The following is a 15,447-nucleotide window of genomic DNA, read 5'->3' on the forward strand; positions in this document are numbered from 1 at the left end:
GGGGAAGGTCCGGCCGAGTCCGAAGGGTCCGGGCGGAGCCCGGGGAAGGTCAGGCGGGGAGGATGGCGTGCACGCGGTAGCCGCCGCCGAAGCGGGGGCCCGCGAAGCAGGAGCCGCCCAGGGCGCCGGCCCGTTCCCGCATTCCGAGCAGCCCGTGCCCACCCCCCGGCTCCGCGGCGGACGCGGACGGCTCCGCGCCCCCGTCGTCCAGCACGGTCACCTCCACCGAGGGCCCGACCCGGACCACGCTGACCTCGGCCCTGGCCCCGGGGCCCGCGTGCTTGCGTACGTTGGTCAGCGCCTCCTGGATCACCCGGTACGCCGCCAGGTCCACCGCCGCCGGCAGCGGTCCCGCCCCGGGTTCCAGCTGGACGATCACCTTCACCGGCAGCCCGGCGTACCGGAAGGTGTCCACCAGTTCCTCCAGGACGCCCAGCCCGGGCGCGGGCTCCGTCGGCGCCTCCGGGTCACCGGACTGCCGTAGCAGCCCCACCGTGGCCCGCAGCTCGTTGAGCGCCGACCGGCTGGCGTCCCGTACGTGGGCCAGCGCCTCCTTGGCCTGGTCCGGCCGCTTGTCCATGACGTGGGCGGCCACCCCCGCCTGCACGTTGACCAGGGCGATGTGGTGGGCGACGACGTCGTGGAGGTCCCGGGCGATCCGCAGCCGCTCCTCGGCGACCCGCCGCCGGGCCTCCTCGTCGCGGGTCCGCTCGGCGCGCTCGGCCCGCTCGCGGATGGCGTCGACGAAGGCCCGCCGGCTGCGCACGGCGTCGCCGGCGGCCGCCGCCATGCCCGTCCAGGCGAAGATCCCGATGTTCTCCTGCGCGTACCAGGGCAGCGGCCCGGCGAGCATCGCCACGCCCGTCAGCCCGGCCATGGTCAGCAGCCCGATCCGCCAGGTCGTGGGCCGGTCGGTGCGGGCGGCCACCGTGTAGAGGGCGATCACCGTGCACATCGCGACGGGCGCCCGCGGCTCCCCGGTGGTCAGCTCCAGCAGCGAGAGCCCGCAGGTCACGGCGAGCACGGCGCGGGGCTGCCGGCGCCGGAACACCAGGGCGGCCGCCCCGAGCAGCATCAGCAGCAGCGAGAACGGATCGGGGGTGCGCGTCCCGAAGGTGGGCCCGTGGGGTCCGTGCGGATCGGCGAAGGAGCCGACGACCATGGCCGTGAGCGCCCCGAACGCCAGCACGGCGTCGGTGGCGAGCGGATGGGCCCGCATCCACTGCCGGGTGGGGGCGAACCGCCCGAGGTCTGTCGTCACCCCGATACGGTACGGCCTGCGCCGCCCCGGTCAGGGCGGCGGTGGCTGCCCGAGGGCGGCGCGCGAGCGCACCGGGTGCCACTGGGCCCGCACCACGCACACCGCCATGACCGCGGCGATCGCCGCCAGGTGCTCCTTGCCCGCCAGGTTGTCCTTGACGAGCACCTCGCCGATCATCGCCAGGATCACCAGGGCGCCGGTCAGGTACGCCCGGTAGCGCCAGCAGACGTAGATGGCGAGCCCCACCACGGCGGCCGAGGGCCCGGTGTCGTTGACGATCCGGTCGGACACCGGCAGGCCGAAGGGATGGTCGTGCCCCGCCGCGAGCCCGATCCGCGCGTACGTGGTCCCGGCGAGGGTGGCGACGTAGCCGATCAGCAGCGTGCGCCACCAGCCGATGCAGATCTCCGAGATCCCGAAGACGAGCAGGATCTGCGCGAGGGCCCCCCACACCGGCAGGTCCAGGGCCGGGACGAACAGCGACAGGGGGGTCCGCAGCAGGGCCAGCCAGAGCGGGTCGACGGCCTTGACCGACCCGAGGTTCTGGACCGGCTGGAAGCCCCAGGAGGTGTTCTGCACGATCTGGAAGACCGAGGTCAGACAGACCGCGCCGATGGTCATGGGGATCGCCCGCCACTTGTCGCGGACGAGCGCGTTCCGGACGGTCCGGAACAGGGGCCCCCACTCACGGCGGGCGAACCGCCGGAGTGGGGAGGCGTTCCACGCTGTCAACGGCGGGTCTCCAGGTGTCTGCGGTGCAGCCACTTCGGAAGGCCGGGGGCCTCCAGGAAGCCTTCGGCCCGCCCGGCCGCGACACCGATCCGCAGCAGGTCCGAACTCTTCTCGAAGAGCATGAACCGCGGTTCCCAGATCGGCCGGTATTTGGCGTTGGCCCGGTAGAGGGACTCGATCTGCCACCAGCGGGAGAAGAAGCTCAGCAGCGAGCGCCACATGCGCAGCACCGGACCCGCGCCGAGCCGCGACCCGCGCTCGAAGACGGACCGGAACATCGCGAAGTTCAGCGAGACCTGGGTGACCCCGATCTCCTTGGAGCGTTCGAGGAGTTCGATGACCATGAACTCCATCAGGCCGTTCTCGGAGTCCCGGTCGCGGCGCATCAGGTCCAGGGACAGGCCCTTGGGGCCCCACGGTACGAAGGACAGCACGGCCCGCAGTTCGCCGTTGCCGTCGGTGCACTCCAGCATCACGCACTGGCCGTCGGCGGGATCACCCAGCCGGCCCAGCGCCATGGAGAAGCCGCGCTCGGTCGCGCCGTCGCGCCAGTCGTCGGCGCGGCGCACCAGCTCGGCCATCTCCTCGGCCGGGATGTCGGCGTGGCGGCGGATGCGGACCGTGTACCCGGCCCGCTTGACGCGGTTGAACGCCTGCCGGACGGTCCGCATGGCGCGGCCCTCCAAGGTGAACTCGGCGGTCTCGACGATCGCCTCGTCACCGAGCTCCAGCGCATCCAGGCCGTGCCGGGCGTAGATCTGCCCGGCCTCCTCGCTCGCGCCCATCACGGCCGGTACCCAGCCGTGCTCGCGGGCCTCGGCCAGCCACGGGTCGATGGCGCCGGGCCAGGCCTCGGGGTCGCCGATCGGGTCGCCGGAGGCCAGCGAGACCCCGCCGACGACGCGGTAGGTGACGGCGGCCTTGCCGGTGGGGGACCAGATGACGGACTTCTCGCGGCGCAGCGCGAAGTAGCCGAGCGAGTCGCGGTCGCCCTGCCGGGCCAGCAGGGCCCGCAGCCGCTCCTCGTCCTCCTCGCTGATCGGGTCGACGGCGCGGCGCGAGCGGAAGGCGGCGAAGAGCACGGCGAGCAGCAGCAGCATCGACATGACGTTGATGACGACGTCCACCCAGCCGGGCGTGGTGATCGCCTCGTAGGCCCGGTCGTCCGGGGCGAGGGTGATCAGCCGCATCACGCCGTACTTCCAGCGCGCCAGGAAGGTGGCCTCGGAGCTGTGCGGGGCGGTGTTCGAGGCGCCGACGAGCAGGGCCGCGACGAGCGAGGTGACGAGCAGGCCGACGGCGGCGACGGCGGTGGCGAGCGCCGGGTTGGAGCGGTCGCCCTTGGCGTAGAACTCGCGGCGGCCCAGCAGCAGGGCGCCGGCGAAGGCGGCGGTCAGGGCCAGGGAGACCCAGTTCTGCGGATGCTCGCGGATCTCCTCGTACGCGTAGAGCGCGTAGGCGAGCAGCAGCGCCAGGAGGCCGCTGAGGACGAGGTTGAGGATCCAGGAGGCGCGCTTGCGGCGGCCGAGGGTGACGGCGAGCAGCAGCGTGAAGAGCCCGGAGGCGAAGCCCGCCGTGAGCATGTAGGGGGTGTAGAAGTCCTCGACGTTGTGGCGCCGAAGGTCCTGCCCGAGCGAAACCCACACCGCGCTGAGGAAGTTGACGAAGGTGACGGCGCGCAGGTACCAGACCGCGAACGCGGCGCCGCGCCGTGAGCGGGGGGTCCCCCGGCCCGATTCCCGTCCGGCCTCCCGGCCGCCCCCCGCCGCCTTGCCGGCGGGATCGCCGCCGGTCTCTTTCCTGCCGGATGACGGACCGGTCGCCGGTGAGGCGGTGCGGTCGGTCTCTGCGCTGGTCAAACGGACCTCTCCCATAAAAAGCGATCATATGGGGCGCCGCTGTCCGTGGTTGGGCGGTCGGGGACCACGGCCTGGTCAGGACCGCGGGCCCCGGTGGCTCATTCCGTCGGCTCCGCCGCCGCCCGCTCAGGAAGTTCCGCCGCGAGTGCGGCGGCCGCCTGGACGAGGGGGAGAGCCAGCAATGCCCCGGTACCTTCGCCCACTGTGACGCCGTGGTCGAGCACAGGGTTGAGTGCCATCCGGTCCAGTGCCTTCGCCTGGCCCGGTTCTCCGCTGGCCTGACCGGCCAGCCACCAGTCGGGCGCCCGGAAAGCGGCCCGCTGGGCCACCAGTCCGCAGGCGGCCGAGACGACGCCGTCGAGGATGACCGGCGTACGGCGCACCGCGCACTGGAGCAGGAAACCGGTGATGGCGGCCACGTCCGCGCCGCCGACCGCGGCCAGCAGCGCGACCTGGTCGCCGAGCACCGGGCGGGCCCGGCGCAGCGCGTCGCGGATCGCCGCGCACTTGCGCATCCAGGCCAGGTCGTCGATGGGCAGTCCGCCGCGGCCGGTGACCACCGAGGCATCGGTTCCGCACAGGGCGGCGACGAGCGTCGCGGCGACGGTGGTCCCGCCGACGCTGAGGTCCCCGAGGACGACCAGGTCCGTCCCGGAGTCGGCCTCCTCGTCGGCGATCCGCATCCCGAGCCGCACCGCAGCCTCGGCCTCCTCGGCCGTCAGCGCGTCCTCCACGTCGATCCGGCCGCTGCCGCGCCGGACCCGGTGCCCGGTCACGTCCGCGGGGAGCAGCCCGGGATCGCAGTCCAGTCCGGCGTCGACGATCCGTATCGTGGCGCCGAGCCGGCCGGCCAGGATGGCGACGGGGCTGGTCCCGTCCAGCACGGCCCGCACCAGCTCGTGGCCGGTGGCGGCCGCCCGCGCGGAGACGCCCGCCGCGGCGATCCCGTGGTCGGCGGCGAACAGCACCACGCGGGGGTGCTCGACCGGCTTGACCGGCACCTGCCCCTGCGCGGCGGCGAGCCACTCGGCGAGCTCGTCCAGCCGGCCCAGCGCGCCGGGCGGTACGGCGAGGCGCTCACGGCGTTCTTCGGCATCACGCCGGACGCCCCCGTCGGGGCGCTCGATCAGATCGGAGAAGTCGTCGAGATTCAGCGTGCTCATCTGCCAGAGAGTACAGCCGGTGAGGCGTACCCTCAGGCCTTGGGCGAAGGCCCCGCGTTCAGGTTCCGGGAGGCCCTTTCCGACCCCGCCGCAGCGCGCCGGGACGGACGCCGGACAGGACCGGCGGGGCGCCCGGCAGCGGACCGGCCGTCAGTTCACCCCGGCGGTTCCTTGAGCACGCTCGCCTGTCCCGCGACGACCAGCAGCACGTGCTCGCACTCGCCCGCGACCCTCGCGTTCAGCCGGCCCAGCTCGTCGCGGAAGCGGCGGCCCGAGGAGGTCGCGGGGACGACGCCCGAGCCGACCTCGTTGCTGACCAGCACCATGTGACGACGGGTCGCGCGCACCGCCGCCACCAGCTCGTCGGTGCGCTCGCCGAGCTGCTGCTGCCCGCCCTTGGCCCAGACGGCGTCGTCCCAGGCCCCCGCCCGGTCCATCGCGTCCGTCAGCCACAGCGCCAGGCAGTCGATCAGCAGCGGCGGCCCGGCGTCGGCCAGCAGCGGGACCAGCTCGCAGGTCTCCACCGTCCGCCAGCTCCCCGGCCGGCGCTCCCGGTGCAGGCCGATCCGCTGCGCCCATTCCGCGTCCCCGTCCCGGGTGCCGCCGGTGGCCACGTAGACCACCTCGGGGAAGGACTCCAGCCGGCGCTCCGCCTCGACGGACTTGCCCGAGCGGGCCCCGCCCAGCACCAGGGTCCGGCGCGGCGGTTCCGGCACCGCGCGGTAGTCGCCGACGGTCACGGTGGTCCCGTCCGGCACCGCCCGGGCGCCGGCGGACGCGCACCGGCGCTCCAGCTCCCGGCCCGGCGCGACGTCGTGGTCCAGGTGGACGGCGATCACGTCCGTGGCGGGGCCGACGTCGCCGCTCGCCCGCAGCCGGGCGAGCGTCTCGGGCCGCCCCAGCACATCGGCGAGCACGACGTCGTACGGACGCCGGCCCGTCGCTCCGGTCGTTCCCGCAGGCGCCCCGCCGGGCGGCAGGTACAGCATCCGGCTGCCGTCCGGGCCGGTCACCTCGTACCCGGTGCCCGGCGCGTCCATCGGCACGGCCCGCACCCGGTGTCCTGAGATCACCGCGAGCTCCCGCCCGTCCGGGACCCGCCCGGCGGCCGGCAGACCGGGCGGCAGCTCGACCGCGGGTCCGTCGTGCGGGTGAGTCAGCAGGACCTGCCGCACGCCCGCGAGCGAATGCCCGGCCCGGGCGCCGGCCAGCACCGCACCGGGGGTCAGATCGAGGAGCAGCGCCCCGTCGACCAGGACGGCCGTCGCGGCGCGGGAGTGCCCGCCGACGGAGACGGCGCAGGCCGCACAGGGGCAGCCGGGGCGGGGCAGGCCTTCGGGTGTTCCGGTGCCGAGCAGAGTGAGTTCCACAGGATGATCCTCCCGCGTCGCCGAGACTGCTGCGCGCCCGGTTACTCTGCGGGCAGACTCAAGGCGAGAAGCGTGCGAGCAGCGGACGAGCAACGGAGGCGGACATGGCGTGGACGTGGCGGTTCGAGACGGCCGACGGCAGCGAGACGAGCCCGTCGGTGGTACCCGAGGAGTTCACCACGCAGGGGGACGCGGAGTCCTGGATCGGCGAGTACTGGAAGGACCTGCTGGAAGGCGGCACCGAGCAGGTGAAGCTGTCCGACGACAGCGGGACCGAGCTCTACACGATGAGCCTGCGCTCGGCCCTGGAAGCGTAGCTTCCGAAGTATCCGGCCCCGCCGGCGGTTGAGGCGCGGGGGTGCGGGGGCGGAGCCCCCGTGACCCCCGCGCAGCGGGTGTCAACCCCGTACGCCGCAGAGGTGCAGCAGCGCGGCCACACCGCGGTAGGGGTCGGTCCGCCCCGCGCGGTCCTCGGCGGCCAGCAGCCGCTCCAGTTCCCCGTCGGGCGGCAGGACCTCGCCCGCCTCGGTCCCGTCGGTGAAGACGCGTACGCCGTACCAGGCCCCGAGCGGCGCGCCGATCCCGGACAGCGTGGCCGTGAGCCCGGCCAGCCGGTCGGCGCGCACGTCCAGGCCCAGCCGGTTCGTGTAGTCGGTGCCGTCGAAGGCGTCCAGCGCGCCCTTCCAGTCGCCGTCCAGCCCGGGCCGCATGGCGAGCGCGTCGCCGTTGCGCACCAGCAGGGAAAGCAGACCGCCGGGGGCGAGCATCCGGGCCAGCCCGGCGAGCATGGCGTCCGGCTCGGGCACGTACATCAGCACCCCGTGGCACAGCACCACGTCGAAGCTGCCCGGCAGGAAGTGGGCGCCGGTCTCGCGCCCGTCCCCCTCCATGAGCTGCACGCGGTCGCGGATCCCGGCGGGCTCCTCGGCCAGCGCCTCGCGGGCGACGGCCAGCATGCCGGGGTCCTTCTCCAGGCCCGTCACCTTGTGCCCGGCCCGGGCCAGCCGCAGCGCCTGGGTGCCCTGGCCCATGCCCACGTCGAGGACGCGCAGCCGCTGCCCGACCGGGAAGCGGTGCGCGATCTGCTCGTCGACCTGCCGGCCCACCAGTTCCTGCCGGACGGCGTTACGGAGTCCGCCGAGGCCCTCGAGCCAGATCCGCGCGCCCTCGGAGAATCCGCTCAGGGCCGTTCCCCGCGCTTGACCTGCGGCTTCGGCAGGCGAAGCCGGCGCATCTGGAGGGTGCGCATGAGGCCGTAGGCGATCGCGCCGCGGCGCGGCTCGTCCGGGAAGCGCTCGTTCAGTGCCTTGCGCAGGCGGAACACCAGGCCGATGGAGTCGAGGATGATCAGGGCGATCACGCCGAGCCACAGCAGCAGCGCGACGTTCTGGATCGCCGGCTGCCGGACCATGCTGAGCACCAGGATGACCACGGCCAGGGGCAGGAACATCTCGGCGACCGAGAAGCGGGAGTCCACGAAGTCGCGGACGTACCTGCGGACGGGGCCCTTGTCCCGGGTGGGCAGATAACGCTCGTCGCCGCTGGCCAGCGCCTCGCGCTGCTTGGCCATCTCAGCGCGGCGGCGCTCACGGGCTCGCTTGGCGTCCTCCTTGCGATTGCCGGTCGAGGCCACCACGGCCTTGCGCTGCGACTGGGCCACAGCACGCTTCGGCGTAGGGCGGCCCTTGGGGGCCTGCGGGTCACGGGGCTGCGAGAGGTCGGCGCTCACCTTGTCGGTGGCGGCGGCCTTCTCTTCCTTGGAGGAGCGGCTACCAAACACAAAACCCAAGCCTACGTGGTTGCGGGCACGGGCCCCACCCCGGTGGGGAACGATCCGGCAACGGCGGGCGTCTTCCCATTGCACGGTGTGTGCGGTGTCCGCCTCTCCTGGGATCACCTACTCCTTACGCCTGATACGGCTCGGGTGTAGTCGTCCTGGAGGAGGAGCGCATCCGTACTCGAACAGTGCGGTAATGGAGACAGGGCCCGTACTGTGGGTTCTGTCGGTGACCTGGAGCACAGTCCGTCTAGAAGGGGGCGCGCGAAGCCCATGAGCGGTGTCATGAAGCGTATGGGGATGATCTTCCGCGCGAAGGCGAACAAGGCCCTTGACCGGGCCGAGGACCCGCGCGAAACCCTCGACTACTCGTACCAGAAGCAGCTGGAGCTGCTGCAGAAGGTGCGCCGCGGAGTCGCCGACGTGGCGACCTCCCGCAAGCGCCTGGAGCTGCAGCTGAACCAGCTCCAGGGCCAGTCCGCCAAGCTGGAGGACCAGGGCCGCAAGGCCCTCGCCCTCGGCCGCGAGGACCTGGCCCGCGAGGCCCTGTCCCGCCGCGCCTCGCTCCAGCAGCAGGTCAGCGACCTGGAGGTGCAGCACCAGACCCTGCAGGGCGAGGAGGAGAAGCTGACCCTCGCCGCCCAGCGGCTCCAGGCCAAGGTGGACGCCTTCCGCACGAAGAAGGAGACCATCAAGGCCACCTACACCGCGGCCCAGGCGCAGACCCGGATCGCGGAGTCCTTCTCCGGCATCTCCGAGGAGATGAGCGACGTCGGCCTGGCCATCCAGCGGGCCGAGGACAAGACCGCCCAGCTGCAGGCCCGCGCCGGCGCGATCGACGAGCTGCTGGCCTCCGGCGCGCTCGACGACCAGAGCGGGCTGGGCTCCAAGGACGACATCCAGGCCGAGCTGGACCGCCTGTCGGGCGGTACGGACGTGGAGCTGGAGCTCCAGCGCATGAAGGCCGAGCTGGCGGGCGGCCCGTCCGCGCAGCAGCAGGCCATCGAGGGCGGCGCCCCGGGCAACACCCAGCAGTCGCAGACCCAGCACCGGTTCGACAAGCAGTAGGACGGGGCCCGTCATGATTGTCCGCATCATGGGGGAAGGTCAGGTGGAGCTGGCCGACAGCCACTTCGCCGAGCTCAACAAGCTGGACGACGAACTGCTCGCGGAGATGGAGAGCGGGGACTCGGAGGGCTTCCGGCGCACGCTGGGCGCCCTGCTCGAAGCGGTACGGCGGCTGGGCGAGCCGCTCCCGGACGACGCGCTGGAGCCGTCCGAGCTGATCCTGCCCGGCCCCGACGCGAGCCTCGACGAGGTCCGGGAGATGCTCAGCGACGACGGGCTGATCCCCGGCTGAGTCCGGGCCGATCCGGGGCTGGGTCCGGGCCGATCCGGGCCGGACGCACCGCACACGGACACACCGACGGCACGACGGGCCCTTCCCTTCCGGGGAGGGCCCGTCGGCGTCACGGCGGGGGCGGCTTCTCCAGCGAGACCGCGGTCCGCTCGGGGTCGGGGGTGCCGCCGATGAAGTTCTCGAACCTGCGGCGCGGCCGCGCCCACCGCCGGTCGTGGTGGAAGGCGCGCAGCCCCGCCTTGGCGCGGGCGCGCGGGCGGTTCGCGTAGAACCTCTTCGCGTACGGGGACCCGGGCCGGGCCAGCCGGATCGCCCCGACCAGTGCCACGAACGGGACGATCACGCCGAAGAGCGCGGTGCGCGCCTTGCCCTTCCACAGGGCGATCAGGGCCAGGAAGAAGTTGCCGGCCGCGTTCATGGCGACCAGTCCGCGGCTCTGGCGCTCCTCGGGGGTCAGGTCGTTCACCCCGAAGGGCACGAACCCGCCCAGGACGAGGGCCACGACCGCCGCCGTCACGACCACGATCTCCACGCTCTTGCGGCCCTGCTCGCTCCAGTAGACGTCGTCGAGGTGCAGGATCAGCGCGAACTCGTCCAGGACCAGGCCCGCGCCCAGCCCGAAGATCACGGCCGAGAGCGCCCCGCCGAAGCCGTACCGGCCGGCGCCGACCGCTCCGAAGCCGCCGATGATCACGAGGATCACGCCCGGGACGACGTGGTGGATGTGCAGACCGCCCGGGGTGACGTTCTTGAACGGGCCCCGGCCGGCCCGGATCATCCGGGTGATCACGCGGGTGACCAGGAACGACATCACGAAGGAGACCAGAGCGAGCAGCAGGGGGAGCTTGCCCGGTTCGACGATGTTCCGATACCACCAGTGACCCATCCCACGGACTCCCTATTTGGCACGTAATGGGTAATTTACCGCTCGCGCCGAAGGGGTAGCGTTCCCGCCGATGACAGATTCGTTCGACGGCCCGCCCCTGACGCCGCCCCCGGAACGCGCCTCGTTCCCCGACGGCCTCCGCTTCGCGTTCGGCACCCTCACCGTGCTGCCCGCCCGCATCACCCGCTGGGACCGCCCCGCCGCCCGCACCGGGATGGCCTGCGCCCCGCTCGCCGGGCTGGTCGTGGGCGTGCTCGCGGCCGTGCCCGGCGTGCTCCTGCTGCTGCTCGGCGGGGGCCCGCTGCTCGCGGCGGCCGTCACCGTCGCCGTACCGGCCGCGCTGACCCGGGGGCTGCACCTGGACGGGCTCGCCGACACGGCGGACGGCCTGGGCAGCGCCAAACCGGCCGACGAGGCCCTGCGCATCATGAAGCAGTCCGACATCGGCCCCTTCGGTGTCGTGACCCTGGTGATCGTGATGCTGGTGCAGGTGGCGGCCCTGTCCGACGTGTACGCCGACAGCTGGATCCGCGGCGCCCTCGCCGCCGTGGTCGCCGCGGTGACGGCCCGCCTCGCCATGACCCTCGCCTGCCGCGAAGGCGTCCCGGCCGCCCGCCCCGGCGGGCTCGGCGCCGCCGTCGCCGGGGCGGTCCCGCGCGCCGTCGCCGCCGCGATCGCCGTGCTCGTCGTCGCCGCGGCCGCGGCCGCCGCCCTCCCGCTGGGCCTCCCCGCCGCCGGCCGGCAGGCGGCGGCGGTCCTGCTGGCCCTGCTCGCCGCGCAGCTGCTGCTCCGCCGCTGCGTACGCCGCTTCGACGGGGTCACCGGCGACGTCTTCGGCGCCCTCGCCGAGGTCGCGGCGACCACCGCCCTGATCGTCCTCGCCCTCGGCTGAGCCACCCGAGCGCCGTCCGGTCCGACGGGACCCGTGCGGCCGGCCCGGGCGGGCCCGCGTACGCTCACCCCGTGGACGACACGCCGACGGACCTGCCCGCCGCCGCGCCCATCAGGGTGCTGCTCGCCGACGACCAGGCACTGCTGCGCAGCGCCTTCAAGGTGCTCGTCGACTCCGAGCCCGACATGGAGGTCGTCGCGGAGGCCTCCGACGGGGCCCAGGCCTTCGAACTGGCCCGCCGCACCCGCGCCGACGTCGTGCTCATGGACATCCGGATGCCCGGTACCGACGGGCTCGCCGCCACCCGCATGATCAGCGCCGACCCGGAACTCGCCGCCGTGCGCGTGGTGATGCTGACGACCTTCGAGGTCGACGAGTACGTGGTCTCGGCCCTGCGGGCCGGCGCCTCCGGCTTCCTCGGCAAGGGCGCCGAGCCCGAGGAGCTGCTCAACGCCATCCGCGTCGCCGCCGCCGGCGAGGCACTGCTCTCCCCGGCCGCCACCAAAGGTCTCATCGCCACCTTCCTCGCACAGGGCGGCGGCGCCGACCCGGCCGCCGGCGGAGCCTCGGCCGGGATGCACGCGCAGCGGCTCGCCGCGCTGACCGTCCGGGAGCGCGAGGTCCTCGTACACGTCGCCGCGGGGCTGTCCAACGACGAGATCGCCGGACGGCTGGAGGTCAGCCCGCTCACCGTCAAGACCCACGTGAACCGGGCCATGGCCAAGCTCGGCGCCCGCGACCGGGCGCAATTGGTGGTCATTGCCTACGAATCGGGCCTGGTCCGGCCGCGCGCGGAGTCCGCGGAGTAGCACCGCAGTACTGCCGTGTACTGCAGACGCGGTATGCCGCACATAAGGACGGCACCTGCGAGCGACGCAACGCCCCCGCGCCATGGGACAGGGTGGGAGTTCCATCGCGTTCGTTCCTGCAGAGAGACCTCATACCCATGTCGTGGCTGTCCCGCTTCAGCCTTGCCCAAAGAGCGTTGGTCGGCCTCGTGTCGATCGTCGCGCTCCTCTTCGGCGCCATAGCCATCCCGCAGCTCAAGCAGCAGCTGCTGCCCTCCATCGAACTGCCGATGGTGTCCGTGCTCGCGCCGTACCAGGGCGCCTCGCCCGACGTGGTGGAGAAGCAGGTCGTCGAACCGATCGAGTCCATGCTCAAGGGCGTCGACGGCATCACCGGCATCACCTCCACCGCCAGCGAGGGCAACGCCCTCATCATGGCCACCTTCGACTACGGCGACAGCGGCACCAAGCAGCTCGTCGCCGATGTCCAGCAGGCCGTCAACCGGGCCCGCGTCCGGCTGCCCGCCGAGGTGGACCCGCAGGTGGTGGCCGGTTCCACCGACGACATCCCGACCGTCATCCTCGCCGTCACCTCCGACAAGGACCAGCAGGCGCTCGCCGACCAGCTGGAACGGTCCGTCGTCCCCGTCCTGTCGGACATCGAGGGCGTCGGCCAGGTCAGCGTCGACGGCGTCCAGGACCTCCAGGTCACCGTCACCCCCGACGAGGCCAAGCTCGCGGCCGCCGGTCTCGACGGCGCCGCGCTCGCCCAGGGCCTCCAGGCGGGCGGCGCTGCCGTACCCGCCGGCTCCTTCGACGAGGCGGGCAAGAACCGCACCGTACGGGTGGGCGCCGGCTACACCTCCCTCGCCCAGGTGGAGGACCTGCGCCTGAGCCCCGGACCCGGCAAGCCGGCCGTCCGTCTCGGCGACGTCGCCACCGTGAAGCAGGAGGCGGCCAGGGCCGACTCCATCACCCGCACCAACGGCAAGCCCAGCCTCGCCCTCGTCCTCACCATGGACAAGGACGGCAGCGCCGTCGCCATCTCCGACGCCGTCAAGGACAAGCTCCCCGAGCTGCGGTCCACCCTCGGCGCCGGCGCCGACCTGACCGTCGTCAGCGACCAGGGCCCGGCCGTCGCCAAGTCCATCTCCAGCCTCACCACCGAGGGCCTGCTCGGCCTGCTCTTCGCGGTGATCGTGATCCTGGTGTTCCTGGCCTCGCTGCGCTCGACGCTGGTCACCGCGGTCTCCATCCCGCTGTCCGTGGTCCTCGCGCTCATCGTGCTGTGGACCCGCGACCTGTCGCTCAACATGCTGACCCTGGGCGCCCTCACGATCGCCATCGGCCGCGTCGTCGACGACTCGATCGTGGTCCTGGAGAACATCAAGCGCCACCTCGGCTACGGCGAGGAGCGCGAGGCCGCCATCATCACCGCGGTCAAGGAGGTCGCCGGCGCGGTCACCTCCTCCACGCTCACCACCGTCGCCGTCTTCCTGCCGATCGGCCTCGTCGGCGGCATGATCGGCGAGCTCTTCGGCTCCTTCTCGCTCACCGTCACCGCCTCCCTGCTGGCCTCGCTGCTCGTCTCGCTGACGGTCGTTCCGGTGCTCTCGTACTGGTTCCTCAGCGCGCCCAAGGGCGTCACGGCCGGAGACGCCGCAAGCGCGGCGAAGGCCCGGCGCGAGGCCGAGGAGAAGGAGGCGCGCAGCCGCCTCCAGAGGTTCTACGTACGGGTCCTCGGCTTCGCCACCCGGCGCCGCCTGACCAGTGTGGCCATCGCCGTGGTCGTCCTCTTCGGCACCTTCGGGATGACCCCGATGCTGAAGACCAACTTCTTCGACCAGGGCGAGCAGGAAGTCCTGACGGTCAAGCAGGAGCTGGCCCCCGGCACCTCGCTGGCCGCCTCCGACGAGGCGAGCCGCAAGATCGAGAAGGTGCTGGCCTCGGTCGAGGGCGTCAAGAGCTACCAGGTCACCGTCGGCTCCTCCGGCTTCCTCGCGGCCTTCGGCGGCGGTACGGGCTCCAACCAGGCCTCGTACCAGGTCTCGCTGAAGGACGCGGGCGACGGGGAGGCCGTGAAGAAGCAGATCGAGGACAAGCTGGCCGGGCTCGACGGCATCGGCGACACCCGGATCTCGGCGGGCGACGCCTTCGGCAGCCAGAACCTCAGCGTGGTCGTCAAGGCCGGCGACGGCGAGGTCCTCGCCAAGGCCGCCGAGCAGGTCCGCGCCGAGGTGGCCAAGCTCGACAACGTCACCGACGTGCAGAGCGACCTGTCCCAGTCCGTGCCCCGGATCTCGGTGACCGCCACCCCCAAGGCCGCGGAGGCGGGCCTGAACCAGGCCGCCCTCGGTGCGATCGTCGCGCAGGCCGTACGGGGCAACCCGGCGGGCAAGGCCGTACTGGACGACACCGAGCGGGACATCGTCATCAAGTCCGCGCAGCCGGCCACCACCCTGGCCGAACTGCAGGCGCTCCCGGTCGGCCCGGTCAAGCTCGGCGACATCGCCGAGGTCAAGGAGGTCGCCGGCCCGGTCGCGATGACCCGGATCGACGGCGCCCGCGCCGCGACGGTGACCGCGAGGCCGCAGGGCGACAACACGGGTGCGGTCAGCGCCGAGCTCCAGACGAAGCTCAAGGCCCTGGACCTGCCCGAGGGTGCCACCGCCTCCATCGGCGGCGTCTCCGAGGACCAGGACGAGGCCTTCGGCTCGCTCGCCCTGGCCATGCTCGCGGCCATCGCGATCGTGTTCATGCTGCTGGTCGCGACCTTCCGCTCGCTGATCCAGCCGCTGATCCTGCTGGTCTCCATCCCGTTCGCGGCGACCGGCGCACTCGGCCTGCTCCTCGTTACCGGCACCCCGATGGGCGTCCCGGCGATGATCGGCATGCTGATGCTCATCGGCATCGTGGTGACCAACGCGATCGTCCTGATCGACCTGGTCAACCAGTACCGCGCCCAGGGCCTGGGCGTCGTCGAAGCGGTCATCGAGGGCGGCCGGCACCGTCTGCGCCCGATCCTGATGACGGCCCTGGCGACGATCTTCGCGCTGCTCCCGATGGCGCTGGGCGTCACCGGCGAGGGCGGCTTCATCTCGCAGCCGCTCGCGGTCGTGGTGATCGGCGGCCTGATCAGCTCGACCCTGCTGACGCTGCTCCTGGTGCCGACCCTCTACACGATGGTCGAGCTCCGCAAGGAGCGCCGCCGCGAGAAGAAGCGGGCCCGCCTGACGGTGGTCCCGGCTCCGCAGGAAGCCGCGGACGAGGCGGACGGCGAGCCCGCGAAGGTCTGACGGCGGGCGCGGGCCCTCCGGGGCCCGCGCCTCCCCGGCCGGAACGCCGAAGGGGCGCCCCCA

General features: G+C 73.0%; 14 protein-coding genes. 6 read left to right on the forward strand and 8 right to left on the reverse strand.

Annotated features, from left to right (window positions below):
* Positions 1 to 49 precede the first annotated feature (49 nt).
* From RIU97_RS28785 to RIU97_RS28805, 5 genes are all read right to left on the reverse strand, one after another.
* Positions 50 to 1,219, reverse strand: coding sequence for a sensor histidine kinase (locus tag RIU97_RS28785; protein ID WP_404962975.1), 1,170 nt, complete (start codon positions 1,217 to 1,219; stop codon positions 50 to 52).
* Between the two features lie 72 nt (positions 1,220 to 1,291).
* Positions 1,292 to 1,993, reverse strand: a complete 702-nt coding sequence (locus RIU97_RS28790) for a hypothetical protein (RefSeq protein ID WP_404960484.1) — start codon at positions 1,991 to 1,993, stop codon at positions 1,292 to 1,294.
* Positions 1,990 to 3,867: a phosphatidylglycerol lysyltransferase domain-containing protein gene (locus RIU97_RS28795; protein ID WP_404960485.1), complete on the reverse strand. Its 1,878-nt coding sequence runs from the start codon at positions 3,865 to 3,867 to the stop codon at positions 1,990 to 1,992. The genes RIU97_RS28790 and RIU97_RS28795 overlap by 4 nt, the downstream gene beginning before the upstream one ends.
* Positions 3,868 to 3,950: 83 nt before the next feature.
* A complete protein-coding gene (cobT, locus tag RIU97_RS28800; RefSeq protein ID WP_404960486.1) occupies positions 3,951 to 5,015 on the reverse strand; it encodes a nicotinate-nucleotide--dimethylbenzimidazole phosphoribosyltransferase in 1,065 nt (354 codons plus the stop codon).
* A gap of 155 nt (positions 5,016 to 5,170) precedes the next feature.
* A complete protein-coding gene (locus RIU97_RS28805) occupies positions 5,171 to 6,385 on the reverse strand; it encodes a bifunctional adenosylcobinamide kinase/adenosylcobinamide-phosphate guanylyltransferase (protein WP_404960487.1) in 1,215 nt (404 codons plus the stop codon).
* 104 nt (positions 6,386 to 6,489) lie between these two features.
* On the opposite strand from RIU97_RS28805, the gene RIU97_RS28810 reads away from it, so the two are divergent.
* Complete coding sequence (locus RIU97_RS28810) at positions 6,490 to 6,702, forward strand: hypothetical protein (protein WP_404960488.1); 213 nt, start codon at positions 6,490 to 6,492, stop codon at positions 6,700 to 6,702.
* Between the two features lie 81 nt (positions 6,703 to 6,783).
* Here RIU97_RS28810 and RIU97_RS28815 read toward each other — a convergent pair whose 3' ends face one another.
* Both RIU97_RS28815 and RIU97_RS28820 read right to left on the reverse strand, forming a co-directional pair.
* On the reverse strand, positions 6,784 to 7,491 hold the full coding sequence (locus RIU97_RS28815; RefSeq protein WP_404960489.1) for a class I SAM-dependent methyltransferase: 708 nt from the start codon (positions 7,489 to 7,491) through the stop codon (positions 6,784 to 6,786).
* Between the two features lie 74 nt (positions 7,492 to 7,565).
* On the reverse strand, positions 7,566 to 8,165 hold the full coding sequence (locus RIU97_RS28820) for a DUF3043 domain-containing protein (protein ID WP_404960490.1): 600 nt from the start codon (positions 8,163 to 8,165) through the stop codon (positions 7,566 to 7,568).
* Between the two features lie 270 nt (positions 8,166 to 8,435).
* On the opposite strand from RIU97_RS28820, the gene RIU97_RS28825 reads away from it, so the two are divergent.
* A complete protein-coding gene (locus RIU97_RS28825) occupies positions 8,436 to 9,230 on the forward strand; it encodes a PspA/IM30 family protein (RefSeq protein WP_404960491.1) in 795 nt (264 codons plus the stop codon).
* A 13-nt stretch (positions 9,231 to 9,243) separates the two neighbouring features.
* Entirely contained in the window at positions 9,244 to 9,522 is a 279-nt protein-coding gene (locus RIU97_RS28830) for a hypothetical protein (RefSeq protein ID WP_327413574.1), read from the forward strand.
* Between the two features lie 109 nt (positions 9,523 to 9,631).
* On the opposite strand, the gene RIU97_RS28835 is transcribed toward RIU97_RS28830, so the two are convergent.
* Positions 9,632 to 10,408 carry a hypothetical protein gene (locus RIU97_RS28835; protein ID WP_404960492.1) on the reverse strand — a complete coding sequence of 259 codons (777 nt, stop codon included), beginning with the start codon at positions 10,406 to 10,408 and terminating at the stop codon, positions 9,632 to 9,634.
* Positions 10,409 to 10,478: 70 nt separating this feature from the next.
* Here RIU97_RS28835 and cobS point away from each other — a divergent pair, with 70 nt between their 5' ends.
* From cobS to RIU97_RS28850, 3 genes are all read left to right on the forward strand, one after another.
* Complete coding sequence (cobS, locus tag RIU97_RS28840; RefSeq protein WP_404960493.1) at positions 10,479 to 11,300, forward strand: adenosylcobinamide-GDP ribazoletransferase; 822 nt, start codon at positions 10,479 to 10,481, stop codon at positions 11,298 to 11,300.
* A 71-nt stretch (positions 11,301 to 11,371) separates the two neighbouring features.
* A complete protein-coding gene (locus tag RIU97_RS28845) occupies positions 11,372 to 12,109 on the forward strand; it encodes a response regulator (protein WP_404960494.1) in 738 nt (245 codons plus the stop codon).
* A gap of 137 nt (positions 12,110 to 12,246) precedes the next feature.
* Entirely contained in the window at positions 12,247 to 15,384 is a 3,138-nt protein-coding gene (locus tag RIU97_RS28850; RefSeq protein WP_404960495.1) for an efflux RND transporter permease subunit, read from the forward strand.
* Positions 15,385 to 15,447 lie beyond the last annotated feature (63 nt).

This window comes from Streptomyces sp. 147326 (assembly GCF_045000215.1).
In the GTDB taxonomy this organism is placed as follows: Bacteria; Actinomycetota; Actinomycetes; order Streptomycetales; family Streptomycetaceae; genus Streptomyces.